12 protein-coding genes and 1 pseudogene are annotated in these 16,408 nt (G+C 35.8%); all 13 read left to right on the forward strand.

Annotation, left to right across the window (positions count from 1 at the left end):
• Window positions 1–11: 11 nt before the first annotated feature.
• The 13 genes and pseudogenes from J2W95_RS10140 (at window position 12) to J2W95_RS10200 (ending at window position 16,407) form a co-directional block, all read left to right on the forward strand.
• The gene (locus tag J2W95_RS10140; protein WP_310006564.1) at window positions 12–4,331 is read left to right on the forward strand and encodes a CusA/CzcA family heavy metal efflux RND transporter; all 4,320 of its coding nucleotides are present in this window, start codon (window positions 12–14) and stop codon (window positions 4,329–4,331) included.
• Between the two features lie 11 nt (window positions 4,332–4,342).
• Entirely contained in the window at window positions 4,343–5,596 is a 1,254-nt protein-coding gene (locus J2W95_RS10145; RefSeq protein WP_310006566.1) for an efflux RND transporter periplasmic adaptor subunit, read from the forward strand.
• A gap of 13 nt (window positions 5,597–5,609) precedes the next feature.
• Window positions 5,610–7,631, forward strand: coding sequence for a heavy metal translocating P-type ATPase (locus J2W95_RS10150; protein WP_310006568.1), 2,022 nt, complete (start codon window positions 5,610–5,612; stop codon window positions 7,629–7,631).
• Between the two features lie 132 nt (window positions 7,632–7,763).
• Window positions 7,764–8,144: a hypothetical protein gene (locus tag J2W95_RS10155; protein ID WP_310006570.1), complete on the forward strand. Its 381-nt coding sequence runs from the start codon at window positions 7,764–7,766 to the stop codon at window positions 8,142–8,144.
• A gap of 229 nt (window positions 8,145–8,373) precedes the next feature.
• Window positions 8,374–8,982 (forward strand): heavy metal-binding domain-containing protein, encoded by a 609-nt coding sequence (locus J2W95_RS10160; RefSeq protein ID WP_310006572.1) that lies wholly within the window; start codon window positions 8,374–8,376, stop codon window positions 8,980–8,982.
• Window positions 8,983–9,020: 38 nt separating this feature from the next.
• Window positions 9,021–9,584: a DUF3347 domain-containing protein gene (locus J2W95_RS10165; protein WP_310006574.1), complete on the forward strand. Its 564-nt coding sequence runs from the start codon at window positions 9,021–9,023 to the stop codon at window positions 9,582–9,584.
• 1 nt (window position 9,585) lies between these two features.
• Window positions 9,586–10,074, forward strand: a complete 489-nt coding sequence (locus J2W95_RS10170; RefSeq protein ID WP_310006575.1) for a heme-binding domain-containing protein — start codon at window positions 9,586–9,588, stop codon at window positions 10,072–10,074.
• A 2-nt stretch (window positions 10,075–10,076) separates the two neighbouring features.
• Window positions 10,077–10,406: pseudogene (locus J2W95_RS10175) on the forward strand (MerC domain-containing protein); the annotation flags it as partial.
• A gap of 69 nt (window positions 10,407–10,475) precedes the next feature.
• Window positions 10,476–10,676 (forward strand): GDCCVxC domain-containing (seleno)protein, encoded by a 201-nt coding sequence (locus tag J2W95_RS10180; protein WP_310006866.1) that lies wholly within the window; start codon window positions 10,476–10,478, stop codon window positions 10,674–10,676.
• Between the two features lie 12 nt (window positions 10,677–10,688).
• Entirely contained in the window at window positions 10,689–11,978 is a 1,290-nt protein-coding gene (locus J2W95_RS10185; protein ID WP_310006577.1) for an efflux RND transporter permease subunit, read from the forward strand.
• Between the two features lies 1 nt (window position 11,979).
• Window positions 11,980–13,917, forward strand: coding sequence for an efflux RND transporter permease subunit (locus J2W95_RS10190; RefSeq protein WP_310006579.1), 1,938 nt, complete (start codon window positions 11,980–11,982; stop codon window positions 13,915–13,917).
• Window positions 13,904–15,157: a TolC family protein gene (locus J2W95_RS10195; protein WP_310006581.1), complete on the forward strand. Its 1,254-nt coding sequence runs from the start codon at window positions 13,904–13,906 to the stop codon at window positions 15,155–15,157. The genes J2W95_RS10190 and J2W95_RS10195 overlap by 14 nt, the downstream gene beginning before the upstream one ends.
• A gap of 2 nt (window positions 15,158–15,159) precedes the next feature.
• Window positions 15,160–16,407: a heavy metal-binding domain-containing protein gene (locus J2W95_RS10200; RefSeq protein WP_310006583.1), complete on the forward strand. Its 1,248-nt coding sequence runs from the start codon at window positions 15,160–15,162 to the stop codon at window positions 16,405–16,407.
• Window position 16,408 lies beyond the last annotated feature (1 nt).

Raw genomic sequence — 16,408 nt, forward strand, 5'->3', positions numbered from 1 at the left:
ATAATATTTCGATGTTAGACAAAATCATACAATTTAGTATAAAGAACAAGTTCATTATACTTTTATTTACCCTTGTGTTAATCGCTTGGGGAAGTTATTCTATTAAAAATTTACCACTGGATGCCTTGCCGGATATCACTAATAATCAAGTGCAAATTATTACTACTGCACCTACATTGGCAAGTCAGGAAGTAGAACAATTAATTACCTATCCACTCGAACAAGCAGTAAAAACGATTCCAAAAGTAATTGAATTGAGAAGTATCTCTCGTTTCGGATTGTCTGTGGTTACTGTTGTCTTTAAAGACGATGTCGATATATATTGGGCAAGAGAGCAAATTTTTCAACGCTTAAAGCAAGCTGAAGAAAACATACCTAAATATGCAGGTTCACCAGAATTGGCACCAATTTCAACTGGTCTTGGGGAAATATACCAATATGATGTATATGCTAAAAAAGGCTATGAAGATAAATACGATGCCGTAAAATTACGAACGATTCAAGATTGGATTATCATTCCACAGTTACAAGGCGTTGAAGGTGTCGCGGATATCAGTTCTTGGGGAGGAAAATTAAAACAATATGAAGTGGCTATTAATCCTAATAGGCTGAACAGTTTAGGAATAACCATTACTGATATTTTTGATGCACTCGAAAAAAACAATCAAAACACAGGTGGTGCTTATATTGAAAAAGACCAGTATGCTTACTTCATTCGTGGTGTTGGTATGGCAACAGGCATCAAGGATTTAGAAAACATAGTTGTTACCAATAAAAAAGGCGCACCTATTTTAATTCGAAATGTAGCCGAAGTTCGAGAAGGAGAGGCTTTACGCTACGGCGCTTCTACTAAAGACGGTAAAGGCGAAATAGTTTGTGGAATGGCGCTTATGCTCAAAGGCGAAAATTCAAAAGTCGTAAACGAAAGGGTAAAAGAAAAAATGATACAAATCAATAAAACCTTACCTGAAGGTGTTGTTGCCGAAGCTTTTATTGACAGAGGTAAATTGGTCGATAATGCTATTGGTACAGTGACTAGAAATTTACTTGAAGGAGCATTAATTGTAATTTTTGTATTGATCTTATTTCTAGGAAATCTTCGTGCGGGCTTAATTGTTGCTTCTGTAATTCCATTGGCGATGCTTTTTGCTGTAATTCTAATGAATTATTTTGGAGTAAGCGGAAATCTAATGAGTTTAGGGGCAATCGATTTTGGAATTATTGTCGATGGGGCAGTAATTATTGTTGAAGCCACAATGCATCATTTACAAAAACTCAAAAGACAAAAGGATTTAACCCAAGAAGAAATGGATAGCGAAGTATATAAATCAGCTTCAAAAATCAGAAATAGCGCAACCTTTGGGGAAATCATTATCCTAATCGTGTATTTACCAATCTTGGCTTTAGTTGGGACAGAAGGAAAAATGTTCAAACCAATGGCAATGACAGTAGGATTTGCAGTAATTGGAGCATTTATTTTATCACTAACGTATGTGCCAATGATGAGCGCAATGTTCTTATCAAAAAATACAGAACACAAAGATAATTTTAGCGATAGAATGATGGCTTGGTTCGAAGGAATATATACTCCTTTTTTAGAGAAAACGTTGCGTTTAAAGAAAGCTGTTTTGGCAATTTCACTTGGATTATTCGTATTGGCAATAGTAATTTTTCAAAATATGGGTGGCGAATTCATTCCAACAATTGAAGAAGGAGATTTAGCCCTTAATGTTACCATTATGTCGGGAAGTTCGCTTTCGCAAATGGTAAAAACAACCACAGAATACGAAAAAATTCTAAAAGCGAAATTTCCCGAAATCAAAACCATAGTGGCCAAAATTGGAAGTGGAGAAATTCCAACCGACCCAATGCCTATTGAAAGTGCCGATTTAATCATTGTGTTAAAAGACAAAAGCGAATGGACTGGCAATTATGACAACTGGGAAGATTTAGCCAATGCAATGAAAGAAGAAATGGAAGCTATTCCAGGCGCAAATATCGAAATTTCACAGCCAATTCAAATGCGTTTCAACGAATTAATATCAGGAAGCCGAAGTGATATAGCTATTAAAATATTCGGGGATGATTTAGAAGTTTTAGATGCTAAAGCAAACGAATTGATTTCGAAAGTAAAAAACATTGAAGGCATTGGTGATTTAAAAGCAGATAAAGTAACGGGGTTACCGCAGATTACCGTAAAATACGATTACAATAAGATTGCCTTGTATGGCTTGAACATTACCGACATTAACCAAATCATCCGTTCTTCATTTGCAGGAGAAAGTGCCGGTAAAATTTATGAAGAAAGCAAACGATTTGACGTAGTAGTGCGAATGGATGCATCCAGTCGAACAGATATTACCGATGTGAGTAACCTATTTATTCCATTGCCAAACGGACAACAAGTACCGCTTTCGCAAGTAGCAACAGTTTCTTATGAGCAGGGCCCTGTTCAGGTTTCTCGTGAGGATGGTAGACGTAGAATTACCGTTGGGTTAAACGTACGCGGTAGAGATATTAAAAGTGTTGTGGAAGAAATTCAAGCTAAACTTGATAAAGATTTCAAACTTCCTGCGGGCTATTATGTCACCTATGGCGGACAATTCGAAAACTTAATTGAAGCTACTAAAAGACTTTCTGTTGCGTTACCCATTGCATTAGGATTAATAATGGTTTTATTGTTTTTTACTTTCAATAGTATCAAACAAGCAGTATTAATATTTACTGCCATTCCGCTATCGGCCATTGGTGGTGTTTTTGCGCTCTGGATGCGGGGAATGCCGTTTAGTATTTCAGCAGGAATTGGATTCATAGCCTTATTTGGAATTGCAGTATTGAACGGAATTGTTTTGATTTCATATTTCAATCAGCTTAAAGCAGAGGGAATAACCGATCCGTTGCAAAGAGTTTTAATTGGTACGAAAACACGGTTACGACCTGTTTTAATGACAGCTTCCGTAGCCTCATTAGGATTTATGCCGATGGCATTGTCAACAAGCGGTGGAGCCGAAGTTCAAAAACCATTGGCAACGGTTGTTATTGGAGGATTATTATCAGCCACATTACTAACGTTAATCGTTTTGCCGATTCTATATTTATTGTTTGAAAAAGGAATTAAAGGAAGAAAAGAAATGAAAACGCCAATCGTTACCCTAATTATTTTATTGATAAGCAGTTTTTCTTTTGCTCAAAATAGCCAGCCTATTACCTTGCAAAAAGCAATTGAAATGGCAAAAACCAATAACATCGATTTGAAAATTGCCGATAAGGAAATTGAGAAACAAACCGTTCTGAAAAAGACAGCATTTCAAGCCGATCCTTTGCAGGTACAATACGAGGGCGGACAATTCAATAGCGTCGACTATGATCATAATATTTCGGTGCAACAGTATTTTCCCATTGGAAGAATTACAAAAGCCAACCGACAACTGCAGGAAGAATTGGTAAAACTAGCCGAAAAGCGAAAAGCATTGTCAGAATATGAAATAGAAAAAGCAGTAACAATCGCCTACTACCAATATTTGTATGGTGTTTCTATTCAAAAACTAAATACAGATTTGTTAGGGATTTATTCAAAATTCCTAAAGAATGCCCAGCTTCGTTTTGAAACGGGTGAAAGTGGAAAAATTGAAGTAATCAGTGCCAAAGCAAAGTCAAAAGAAATAGAAACACAGCAAGAACAGCTGGAATATGACTTGGCTATCTATCAAAAACAATTGCAGTTTTTTATTCAAACCGAAGAAAATATTGTGCCCGACAGTGCAACACCGATGCAGTTTGCAATACAATCGAATGAAAACCAGGCAAAAGTAGATGCTTTAGTAACCGATTACTATACACAGCAAATTTCGGTCTATGAAAAGGAAGCCAATACTTATAAAGCATTGCGAACACCAAAATTAGGTTTGGGATATTTTGGACAAACGATTGATACCAAATCTTATTTTCAGGGATTTACCGCAGGTCTGCAAATCCCTTTATTTGGAGGTGTAAATTCGGCCAAAGCCAAAGCATCTGACATCAGCATTTCGCAATCACAATTAGAATTAGATAAAAATAAAATGGCTTTGAAATTGCAAATGCAGGAATTGAAAAATAATTTCGATAAGCAACAAAAAGCTTTAGATTATTATCAGAAGGAAGGTTTGCAATATGCCGAACAAATTATTACAACGGCTCAAAAAAGTTACGCTAATGGTGATATGAGCTATTGGTCGTATATCAGTTTTTTGAATCAGGCTATTGACATCAAAAAACAAAATGCCGAAGCTACAAATGCCTATAATCAAAGTGCAATTCAATTGCAATTCCCATCTATTCCCAACAAATAAAATTTCTTAAAATGAAGAATTTAATTATAAATACATTTTCAAATATCAAGATTAAAACCACACTCTTACTCCTTGCTTCGTGCCTCATACTTCTTTCCTCTTGTGGAGAAAAGAAAACCGAAGAAGCGGATCACGAAGAAGAAAAATCTGAAAATGAGGTGGCCTTAACCGCTGTACAATTTAAAACAGTTGGTATTGAAACGGGTTCCTTAGAAAGCAGGAATCTTAATTTAGTGATAAAAGCCAACGGGTACACAACAGTTCCACCACAAAATATGGCTAATATTTCAACCTTAATTGGCGGAACGGTTAAAGATATTTTGGTTTTGGAAGGCACTTTTGTAAACAAAGGAAAAGTATTGGCAACCATTCAAAATTTGGAAGTGGTTGAAATGCAGGAAGATTATAATTCAGCTGTTGCCAATATCGAATACCTGCAATTAGAATACAATCGCCAGAAAACATTGAGCGACGAAGATGTAAATCCGAAAAAAGTGCTACAGGAAGTAAAAGCAAAACTTGCTGTTGAAAGAGCAAGAGCCAAGGCATCAAAGAGCAAATTACAGGCATTGAATATGAATACTAGCGGTTCAAGTTTAGTGCCGATAGTTTCACCAATATCAGGTTACGTTGGGAAAATTAGTATTGCCAAAGGAGCATTTGCAGAAACAGGAGTAACTCTTTTTGAAGTGGTTGATAACACCCAGATGCACTTGGATTTGGATGTATATGAAAAAGATTTAGGATCTATTTCTGTTGGTCAGACTATTGATTTTATTTTGACAAACCAAGGAAACAAATCCATCAAAGGAAAAATATTCGGCATCAATAAATCATTTTCAAATGATAGTAAAACCGTTGCCGTTCACGCCAAAATAAATCCAGCTGATTCTAAGGATTTAATTTCCGGAATGTATGTTTCTGCCAATATTAGTATTAAAAACTCAACCGTTCCTGCCCTGCCAAAAGAAGCAGTAGTAAAAAATGGAGATAAGTACTTTGTCTATATTCAAGAGGATCACGAAGAAAAAGACACAGCTAAAAAAACAGAAGCAGACGAACATAAAGAAGGCGAAGCTCATTCTGAAGAAGAAGGACACAACGAAGTACATTTCAAAGCGATAGAAGTTATACCAGGAACAACCGATTTAGGTTATACCGAAGTGAAATTTGTTGAAGCAATTCCTGCTGATGCAAAAATTGTAGTAAAAGGCTCGTTTTATTTACTGTCAGCTATGAAAGGTGGCGGAGAACACGAAGAATAATAATTGAAACAATATGAAACACCAGCACACATACGATGCAAACGGCAAACAGCTTTGTTGCACATTGGAAGAAAAAATAAATCACAAAACCGACAAACAAACAGGTTGCTGTTGTACTGATAATGAAAATCATTCAGATGATGATGGACACGATCACGATTCTTCAACCGAAGGAAAGTCTACTTTTCAAATGTTCCTGCCGGCAATAATAAGTTTTGCACTATTAGTCATTGCCATTGGTTTTGATAACTATTTTCCTCAATCTTGGTTCACAGGATGGGTTCGTATTGCTTGGTATGCAATAGCGTATGTACCTGTGGGTTTTCCGGTTATAAAGGAAGCGGTTGAAAGCATACTTAAAGGCGAAATCTTTTCAGAATTTTTATTAATGGTAATTGCCACTATTGGAGCATTTGCCATTGGAGAATATCCCGAAGGCGTTGCTGTAATGCTGTTTTATGCTATTGGCGAAATATTCCAAATGCTAGCCGTTCAAAGAGCAAAAAGCAACATCAAATTATTATTGGATCAAAGACCGGATAACGCTACAGTAATCAAAGATGGAAATACTATTGATAAAAAAGCATCCGAAATTACTATTGGCGAAATCATCCAATTAAAACCTGGGGAAAAATTAGCCCTTGACGGAAAATTACTTTCAGACAATGCTTCCTTAAACACATCTGCTTTAACAGGTGAAAGTAAACCAGATACAAAACAAAAAGGGGAAACTGTTCTTGCCGGGATGATTAATCTAAATACAGTTACTCAGGTGGAGGTTACAACTGCTTATTCTGATAGTAAACTCTCGAAAATCTTGGAAATGGTTCAAGACGCAACTGCCAAAAAAGCACCAACAGAACTATTCATTCGAAAATTTGCTAAAATATATACGCCAATAGTTGTGTTTTTGGCAATCGGAATTTGCTTAGTTCCAATGCTATTTGTCGAAAATTATGTATTTAGAGACTGGTTATACAGAGCATTAGTTTTCTTGGTTATTTCCTGTCCTTGTGCATTAGTAATTTCAATTCCTTTAGGATATTTTGGTGGAATTGGTTCAGCCAGTAAAAACGGAATATTATTTAAGGGCTCAAGTTTTCTGGATATAATGGCTTCCATTCAAGTAGTTGTGATGGATAAAACTGGAACGCTGACCAAAGGGGTTTTCAAAGTTCAAAAAGTAGTAGCCGTTGATGTTCCCGAAACTGATCTAATAAAATATGCATCGGCTCTCGAAACCAAATCAACCCATCCCGTGGGAACTGCTATTATTGAATATGCCAAAGGTGCTGAAAAAAATGTAACCGTTACCGATGTGGAAGAAATCGCAGGACACGGACTAAAAGGGAAAGTAGATGGAAATGAAATCCTTGCAGGAAATGTAAAACTGATGAAGAAATTCAACATCAGTTACGATGCAGAAATTGACAATACACCATTTACAATAATCGTTATTGCCATCAATCAAAAATATGCAGGTTACTTTCTAATTGCCGATGAAATCAAAGAAGATGCCAAACAAGCTATCGAAAGTCTGCATAGAATAAATGTAAAAACAGTGATGCTTTCAGGCGATAAACAAGCTGTTGTTGATGCTGTGGCCAAAGAATTGAATATCGACCAAGCATTCGGTGATTTGCTACCTGAAAACAAAGTTGAAAAAGTTGAGGAATTAAAATCTCAAAACTTAAAAATTGCGTTTGTTGGCGATGGCGTAAACGATGCGCCAGTAGTTGCCCTTGCCGATGCAGGAATTGCAATGGGAGGTTTAGGCAGTGATGCCACTATTGAGACTGCTGATATTGTAATACAAAATGACCAGCCTTATAAAATATTTACAGCGATAAACATCGGTAAAAAAACTAAACAAATTGTCTATCAAAACATTGGTTTGGCCTTTGCCGTAAAAGTAATTGTACTTACTCTTGGTGCTGGAGGATTAGCCACAATGTGGGAAGCCGTCTTTGCAGATGTTGGAGTTGCCTTATTGGCAATTTTAAATGCAGTTCGGATTCAAAGAATGAAGTTTTAAAACCGATTTAAACAAGGATGTTTATAATTAAAAACATCCTTATTTGATTTGTTTATTCTGCATTTTTAACACGTTATTAGGAACAAACCGATATAAATTGATTAAATTTGGTATGAAATAAGAAAAGTAAAAATGAATAAATTTTTCACATACCTAATTATATTATTTGGCTTCTTACTGATGCCCAGTATTTCTTTGGCATGTGAAAATAGTTCAACAAAGCATTCTTCCAAAAAAGAGATTACATCTGAAACCTGTAATAAGGATTGTTGCAATAAAGATTGTTGTAAAAAAGACAGTCATTCAAAAAATAAGAACCACGATGGTTGCAATGGAAAATGTGGCCATTCAAATTGTGTAACTACTTCAACTCAATCTAGCGCAATTTTTTCCGAAATAAAATTCAACAACAGTAATTTTTCTTTCTTAGAGAAAAAATCAAAATTTTACGATTATGAAACCACCATTTCTTCAGGTTTCAATTCATTATGGCTTATACCTAAAATAGGCTAATTTCAATTTTGACAGCCAAAGGTGTGTCAAATTCAAAGCAATTCTTGCTTTACATCATTTATTTAACAGTTAATTGAATTTGATTAAATTTATAGCTAATTGCTATTTATTTGATATTCAACAACATGTTAAGTTTTTAAATCATTTTAACTTAAATCAAAACGAAAATTCACCAAATCGAATCTTTTCTTTCGACGAAGTAAATTCCTTGTTTACAAAATCAAAAAAAATGAAAAATTTAATTATCGTATTAAGTGCATTATTTGCATTTACTGTAGCAACAGCACAAGACGCTACAAAAAAGGAAGAGCAAAAAACAATTTACGTTTGCCCTATGCATCCTCAAGAGGTAAGTTCAACTTCTGGTAAATGTCCATCATGCGGAATGGATTTGGTAAAAACCACCGAAAAAATTGATTTACACCCGCAAAAAGGAAGTCAGCCTCAAAGTAAAATTGTGACAAAATATGTTTGTCCTATGGATGGCACAACATCTGACAAACCTGGGAAATGTTCTAAATGTGCAATGGCAATGGTAAAAACCACTGAAAAAGTTGATTTGCACCCGCAAAAAGGGAGCCAGCCTACAAGCAAAATGGTAACAAAATATGTTTGCTCAAAGGACGGCACAACTTCTGATAAACCTGGGCCATGTGCTAAATGTGGAATGGAGACGGTAAAAGTAAAAGTTGATACACATCCTTTAAAAGGAAGTCAACCCACAAGTAAAATTGTGACAAAATATGTTTGCCCAATGGATGGAAGCTTATCTGATGAACCAGGCAAATGCCCTAAATGCGGTATGGCAATGACCCAAAAAGAAGAGCCGAAAAAATAGGACAACTTTAAATATTTCAACAACTTAAAATTAATAAAATGAAAAATATAATTCTTTCTGCTATAGCAATATCATTCATCTTGGTTTCTTGTAAACAAAACAAAGAAGTAGAAACAGTCAATACTTCGACAAATACACCTGAAACTGCAACTGTAAAAGTCAATTCAAATTCTTTTTCCATTAAAGAAATTGTAACGGATTATTTGTCTTTGAAAAATGCTTTAACTAAAGACGATTCCAATGCTACAGCTGATGCAGGAAAAGCAATGGTGGTGACTTTGGGAAAAATTGACATGAAAAAATTGTCTGGCGAGCAGATGAAAACTTATATGGATATTGCCGATGATGTAAAAGAACACGCCGAGCATATTGGAGGTAATGCCGGAAATATAGCGCATCAAAGAGAACATTTCGTTTTATTGAGTAAAGACATCAACGATTTGATAAAAACCTTTGGAACAGAACAAAAATTGTATCAGGATTTCTGCCCAATGGCCGATGAAGGTAAAGGAGCCATTTGGATAAGCGAAGTAATGGAAATCAAAAACCCCTATTTTGGTTCAGAAATGCTTACCTGCGGTTCTGTGAGAAATGAGTTCTAAGATGAAAATAATCTTAAAAAAAATATTTTTTATCGGGTTAATTATTTTTTTGCTGATGCAATTCTATCGACCTGCTCAAAACATTATGTTAGAGCAGGATTATACTGCTGATTTTTCAAAAATATATCCGGTTCCTAAAAATGTAGAATCAATATTACGAACCTCTTGTTATGATTGTCACAGCAATAATACCAATTATCCTTGGTATTCAAACATTCAGCCCGTTCGATTTTTTATGGATAGCCATATAAATGAAGGCAAAGAGGAATTGAACTTTAATGAATTTGGAAATTATTCAAAACGTAAACAAAACAGCAAATTGAAAGCTATTAGTAAAGAAATCAAGGGAGATGATATGCCATTGGCTTCATACACTTTGATTCATAAAAACGCAATACTTTCCAATAATCAAAAACAAGAAGTAATCAACTGGATAAATACGCTTGAAAATAACGAATACCCTAATAATAAACAATTCTTACAAAATTAAAAATGAAGTTAAACAATAACATAGATAAATTAGGTACACTTGGACTTTTCTTCACGGCATTATTTTCTCCATGCTGTTTTCCCCTTTTTGCATTCATAGCTTCTGCTTTCGGATTAGGGAGTTTCGAATTATTTGGTGGATGGACAATGTGGATATTTCAGGTAATGATTTTAATATCAATTGCAGGTTTGATTATTTCTTACAGAAAGCATCACAAACTTTATCCTCTATTGTTTGCCATCCCAAGTGGAGCAGTCATTTTATATGGATATTATTCCAGTAGTGATTTTCACCATATTTACATTGGTATGTTTGGACTACTAATCGCGACTGGAATTAATTATTACTGTAATAAAGTGGAGCGTAATTGTGAAACCTGCACCATATATAACGGAAAATCAGTGGAGCTAAAATCAACTTTAACTTGCCCAAAATGCGGACATATAAAAGATGAAATGATGCCAACAGATGCTTGTCAATTTTTTTATGAATGTGAAAAGTGCAAAACAGTTTTAAGACCCAAACAAGGAGATTGTTGTGTTTTTTGTAGCTATGGAACTGTAAAATGTCCTCCTATACAAGCCGGAGACAAATGTTGTTAAAATTAAAATATTATGGTAGAAAAATTAATATCATTTTCACTACGAAATCGAGCAGTTGTCCTGCTGGTTTCAGTCTGCTTATTTGGTTGGGGAATTTATAGCGTACAGCAAAATCCTATTGATGCCATACCGGATTTGTCCGAAAACCAAGTGATTGTATTTACGGAGTGGATGGGCAGAAGCCCGCAGGTTATAGAATCGCAGGTGACTTATCCTTTGGTCTCGAATCTTCAGGGAATTCCAAAAGTTAAAAATATTCGTGGTGCTTCTATGTTTGGGATGAGCTTCGTATACATCATTTTTGAAGATAACGTCGATGCCTATTGGGCAAGAACTCGTGTGTTGGAACGACTAAATTATGCCCAACGATTATTGCCTCAAAATGTCGTTCCTACGCTTGGGCCTGACGGAACAGGTGTTGGACACGTTTTTTGGTATCATCTTGATGCCAAAGGAATGGATTTAGGAGAACAAAGAGCTTTGCAGGATTGGTACGTGAAGTTTGCCCTCCAGACTGTACCTGGGGTTGCAGAAGTTGCCTCGTTTGGAGGTTTTGAAAAGCAATACCAGTTGGTTTTAGACCCTTTAAAAATGCAATATTATAAAGTCAGTATGATGGAAGTGATGAACGCCGTTAAGGCCAATAATAATGATGTTGGAGGACGGAAGTTTGAAATGAGTGATATGTCATACATCGTTAGGGGTTTGGGTTATATCAAGAACATTAAAGATGTAGAGGATATTGCCATCAAAAATTACAATTCTATTCCGGTACGGGTTAAAGATATTGGATCCATTCAAATGGGAGGTGATTTGCGCTTGGGTATTTTTGATGAAAACGGAACAGGAGAAGTAGTTGGTGGTATTGTGGTGATGCGATACGGTGAAAATGCCGATAATGTCATAAAAGCCGTTAAAGCCAAAATGAAAGAAGTGGAGAAAGGATTGCCAGAAGGCGTCACTTTCAAAACCTCTTATGACCGAAGCGATTTGATTGAAAAAGCAATCGAATCAGTCAAAGGAACTCTGTTCGAAGAAATGATAGCGGTTTCCCTAATTGTGTTAATATTCCTTTTTCATTGGAGAAGCGCTTTGATTATCCTGATACAAATACCAATTTCGGTGGCTGTTGCCTTTATCTTCCTGCAGGCTTTTGGGATATCTTCCAATATAATGTCACTTACGGGAATAGCTTTGGCAATTGGAGTTTTAGTAGATGACGGAATTGTGATGGTGGAAAACGCTTATAGGACAATTTCGGAGAAACAGGAAGAAATGGATAATAACCAACAAGCTACTTAAAATGACAGATAAGATAAAAAAAATATTCAAAAAAGAAAACGATCCGTTATCCCCTGAAGAGAAACTAAAATTAATTGAAGCTTCTTCCAAATTAGTCGGGCCCGGTGTTTTTTATTCAACAATTATAGTAATTGCTTCATTTTTGCCCGTATTTCTTCTGACGGGAATGGAAGGCAAACTGTTTAGCCCATTGGCTTGGACAAAATCTTTTATACTTATTGTGGATGCATTTTTTGCAATTACACTTACTCCTGTGTTGATTAGCTTTTTACTCAAAGGCAAACTTCGCACAGAAAACAAAAATCCAATAAACAGAAAATTAGAGAGTATTTATACACCCATTTTGGAGTTTTGTTTAAGATGGAGAAAAACGGTCTTGGCAATTAATATTGTGGCATTGTTAGTAGGTGTATTGATGTTTACCCGTTTGGGATCTGAATTTATGCCCCCCTTAGATGAAGGCTCTGTTTTGTTTATGCCAGTGACCTTGCCCGATGTTTCCAATTCTGAGGTAAAAAGGATTTTGCAGGTTCAGGACAAGCTGATAAAATCAATTCCCGAAGTTGCCCATGTTTTGGGAAAAGCGGGAAGAGCCAACACTGCGACCGACAATAGTCCAATCAGTATGATCGAAACAATTATTTTGCTAAAACCGAGCAGTGAATGGAGAGAAGGCAAGAAGAAAGAAGATATTGTCAATGAAATAAACAATAAACTGCAGATACCGGGCGTGACTAATGGTTTTACCCAACCTATTATCAACCGTATCAATATGCTCTCAACGGGAATCAGAACCGATGTGGGAATAAAAATATATGGCGAAAGTCTGGACACCATTAATGCTTTAGCCCAAAAAATAAAAATGGCATTGGATGGAACTTCGGGGGTAAAAGATTTGTACGCAGAACCTATTACCGGAGGGAAATACATAGATATTAAAGCCAAACGTGAAGTTATTGGTCGATATGGACTAAGCATCGATGACATAAATAATGTGGTTGAAGCTTCTATCGGTGGAATGAAACTCACCACAACCATTGAGGGAAGACAGCGATTCTCTGTAAATGCAAGATATGCGCAAGAATACAGAAATAGCATTGACGCCCTGAAAAAACTGCAGGTGCAGACAATGGATTTTGGCCCAATTCCGTTGGAAACCGTTGCCGATGTAACTATCAGTGATGGCCCGCCTATGATCAACAGCGAAAATGCAATGCTCCGAGGTAGTGTTTTGTTCAATGTCCGTGACCGCGATTTGGGGAGCACTGTCAAAGAAGCGCAGAAGAAACTCAATTCAATGATGACCAAAATGCCAAAAGGCTATTATGTGGAATGGAGCGGTCAATGGGAAAACCAAATTAGGGCAAACAAAACGTTGAGCTTAATTCTGCCAATTGTTGTTGTGATTATTTTCCTGATTTTATATTTCACTTATCATTCAATGAAAGAAGCCTTGATTACGATGATAACGGTTCCGTTTGCGTTAATCGGCGGTGTTTTTATGGTCTATTTTTATGGGATTAATTTATCTGTTGCTGTAGCAGTAGGCTTTATTGCCTTATTTGGTTTGGCTGTGGAAACGGCAATGCTCATAACCATTTATTTGAATGAAGCCATGAATAAAATGGTAGAAAAATACGGTAACAGCAAGGAAACATTGACAGAAGAAATAATTAGAGAATATATTATTGAGGGTTCAGCCAAGAGATTACGTCCCAAACTGATGACGGTTTCCGTTTCATTATTTGGTTTGATTCCGATACTTTGGGCAACAGGAACAGGTGCCGATGTGATGCTCCCAATTACCGTTCCGCTCATTGGAGGAACAATTACTTCAACGATTTATGTATTATTGGTAACCCCTGTTGTTTTTGAGATGGTAAAACTTCACGAATTAAGAACAAAAGGAAAAATAACTCTTATAGATGCAAAACATTAAACTTTATTTCGTTCTAAGTTGTTTGATTTTCAGCGTTGCAAATAGTAATGCGCAAACACTTACATTGGATAATGTCTTGGACACAATCAAAACAAACAATCCACAATTAAAAATGTATGATGCCGATATCCAAAGCATGGATGCTTCTGCCCAAGGCGCCAGAAGCTGGATGCCTCCACAAGTTGAAACAGGTTTCTTTATGACACCCTATAATTCCAATTTGTGGAAAGCCGATGAAATGGGGCCAGGGATGGGAAGTTATATGTTGGGAGTAACCCAAATGATTCCAAATGCTTCTAAGCTTAATGCCAATGAAAATTTGATGAAAGCTATGTCTTCTGTTGAAAGTGAAAATAAAAATTTCACGCTGAACCAACTAAATGCATTGGCAAAAACCAATTATTACCAATGGATTATCAGCAAGAAAAAAATAAAAATTGCGCAAGACAATCTTTTGCTTTTGGAGTATATGATTAAGAGTATGGAAATACGCTATCAATACAATATGGATAAATTACCATCCTATTACAAAGCCAAGTCTCAATATTCCTCTTTACAAAGTATGATTGTAATGTTGGAAAATGATGTGTCACAGCGAAAATACATGCTCAATACGCTAATGGCTCGTGATAAAAACGAGGATTTGGAAATTGATTCCAATTATGAAATTAAGGATTTCAATCTTTTTGAAACCGATTTGTCTTCCTACATCAACAACCGAAGCGATATCAAAGCCATTGATAAAACCAAAGAAATCAATAATCTGAAGATCGAGGTGGAAAAAGTGGCAACCAGACCTGAATTTGGTGTTAAATACGATCATATGTTTGCTTTTGGAAATCAGCCACAGCAATTTTCATTGATGGGAATGGTCACTATTCCGATGCCTTGGTCAAACAAAATGAATAAAGCCAATATGGAAAGCTATCGTATTAAAAACGAAAGTTTGGATTGGCAAAAACAAATGATTGCCAATGAAGCAAGCGGAATGATAAAAGGGATGAATGCTGAGTTTTTGAATTTAAAAAAACAATATCAAATCAATCAAGACAACATTATTCCGGCTTTGAAACGCAACTATGACACCGCAATTTTGGCTTGGCAAAACAACACCGGAGAATTGTTCGTGGCTTTAGATGCATGGGAAGCAATGAATATGACTCAAATTGATGCTTTGGATAAATTAAAATCGATTCTAACGACACAGGCAGAAATCGAAAAACAACTTGAAACCAAATAATTATGAACCGATATCTAAAATTTGCAATACTATTTTTGGCAGTTGTTTTTATTGGAATTGCAATTTATTTCTTTGCCGTAAAATCAGGAAGTCATTCAGAAACGGAGCATCAAAACGAAGTTTATACTTGTTCAATGCATCCACAAATTATAAAAGACAAACCCGGCAGTTGTCCTATTTGCGGAATGACATTGGTGAAAAAAATTACCGAAGACCATTTGGGAGACAGTCATTCGATTGATCATCTTTTGAAGCCGACAGATAACTTTGTCGTAGGCAATTATCAAACCGAGACTGTAAAAGAAACGGCTATAAGCAGTGAAGTCAATTTGCCGGGAACAGTAATTTATGACCCAAATTCATCTGTAAATATATCAGCTAGAATTAGCGGTCGAATCGAGAAAATGTACGTCAATTATAAATACCAAAGAGTAGCCAAAGGACAGAAAATATTTGAATTGTACAGTCCGGAATTATTGACCGAACAGCAAAATTTTATCTATCTAATTACCAATGACAATCAAAACACATCGATTGTTAATTCTGCTAAACAGAAATTATTGCTTTACGGAATGACGAATACTCAGATAAATGCATTGGCCTCCGCTAAAAAAACAAATCCAATAATTACGATTTACAGTCCGGCTGACGGAATCATTATCGGAACGGAACAAATGGCCAGTACCAACACTTCTTCAATGTCAAGCGCAAGCAACAATACAGAAACTTTGAACATAAAAGAAGGTAATTATATTAAAAAAGGAGAAGGTGTTTTCAGGTTGATGAATACCGATAAAGTTTGGGGTGTTTTCAATGTTTTGGAAGGATACAATGGCTTGGTTAAAATCAATCAGCCTATAAACTTTACTTCTGAATTGGATGAAAAAAACACTATTTACGGGAAAATAAATTTTGTGGAAACACAATTAAACCCAGCTGATAGAACCAATAGAATTAGAGTTTATCTGAATAATGAAAAGCTGAAATTACCTATTGGCATAAGACTGCAAGGCGTTGTGCAATTAAAATCAACAAAGGGAATCTGGTTGCATAAGCAGGCTTTGGTCAGCTTGGGAGAAACAAAAGTAGTTTTTCTAAAAAAGGAAAATGGTTTTAAAGCAACAGCAGTACATACTGGTATCGAAATGGCTGATTTTATTCAAATTGCAGATGGTGTTTCTGTGGGAGATACCATTGCTCAAAACGGACAATATTTAATTGACAGCGAAAGCTTTATTAAAACCGAATAAT

Origin of the sequence: Flavobacterium granuli, from assembly GCF_031456055.1 — a bacterium.
GTDB classification, from domain to species: Bacteria; Bacteroidota; Bacteroidia; order Flavobacteriales; family Flavobacteriaceae; genus Flavobacterium; species Flavobacterium granuli_A.

Bases quoted from the DNA above. Each gene is read 5' to 3' on its own strand.
- J2W95_RS10155 (WP_310006570.1), top strand. From the start codon at position 7,764: ATGAATAAATTTTTCACATACCTAATTATATTATTTGGCTTCTTACTG.
- J2W95_RS10165 (WP_310006574.1), top strand. From the start codon at position 9,021: ATGAAAAATATAATTCTTTCTGCTATAGCAATATCATTCATCTTGGTT.
- J2W95_RS10150 (WP_310006568.1), top strand. From the start codon at position 5,610: ATGAAACACCAGCACACATACGATGCAAACGGCAAACAGCTTTGTTGC.
- J2W95_RS10140 (WP_310006564.1), top strand. From the start codon at position 12: ATGTTAGACAAAATCATACAATTTAGTATAAAGAACAAGTTCATTATA.
- J2W95_RS10195 (WP_310006581.1), top strand. From the start codon at position 13,904: ATGCAAAACATTAAACTTTATTTCGTTCTAAGTTGTTTGATTTTCAGC.
- J2W95_RS10145 (WP_310006566.1), top strand. From the start codon at position 4,343: ATGAAGAATTTAATTATAAATACATTTTCAAATATCAAGATTAAAACC.
- J2W95_RS10160 (WP_310006572.1), top strand. From the start codon at position 8,374: ATGAAAAATTTAATTATCGTATTAAGTGCATTATTTGCATTTACTGTA.
- J2W95_RS10185 (WP_310006577.1), top strand. From the start codon at position 10,689: ATGGTAGAAAAATTAATATCATTTTCACTACGAAATCGAGCAGTTGTC.
- J2W95_RS10190 (WP_310006579.1), top strand. From the start codon at position 11,980: ATGACAGATAAGATAAAAAAAATATTCAAAAAAGAAAACGATCCGTTA.
- J2W95_RS10200 (WP_310006583.1), top strand. From the start codon at position 15,160: ATGAACCGATATCTAAAATTTGCAATACTATTTTTGGCAGTTGTTTTT.
- J2W95_RS10170 (WP_310006575.1), top strand. From the start codon at position 9,586: ATGAAAATAATCTTAAAAAAAATATTTTTTATCGGGTTAATTATTTTT.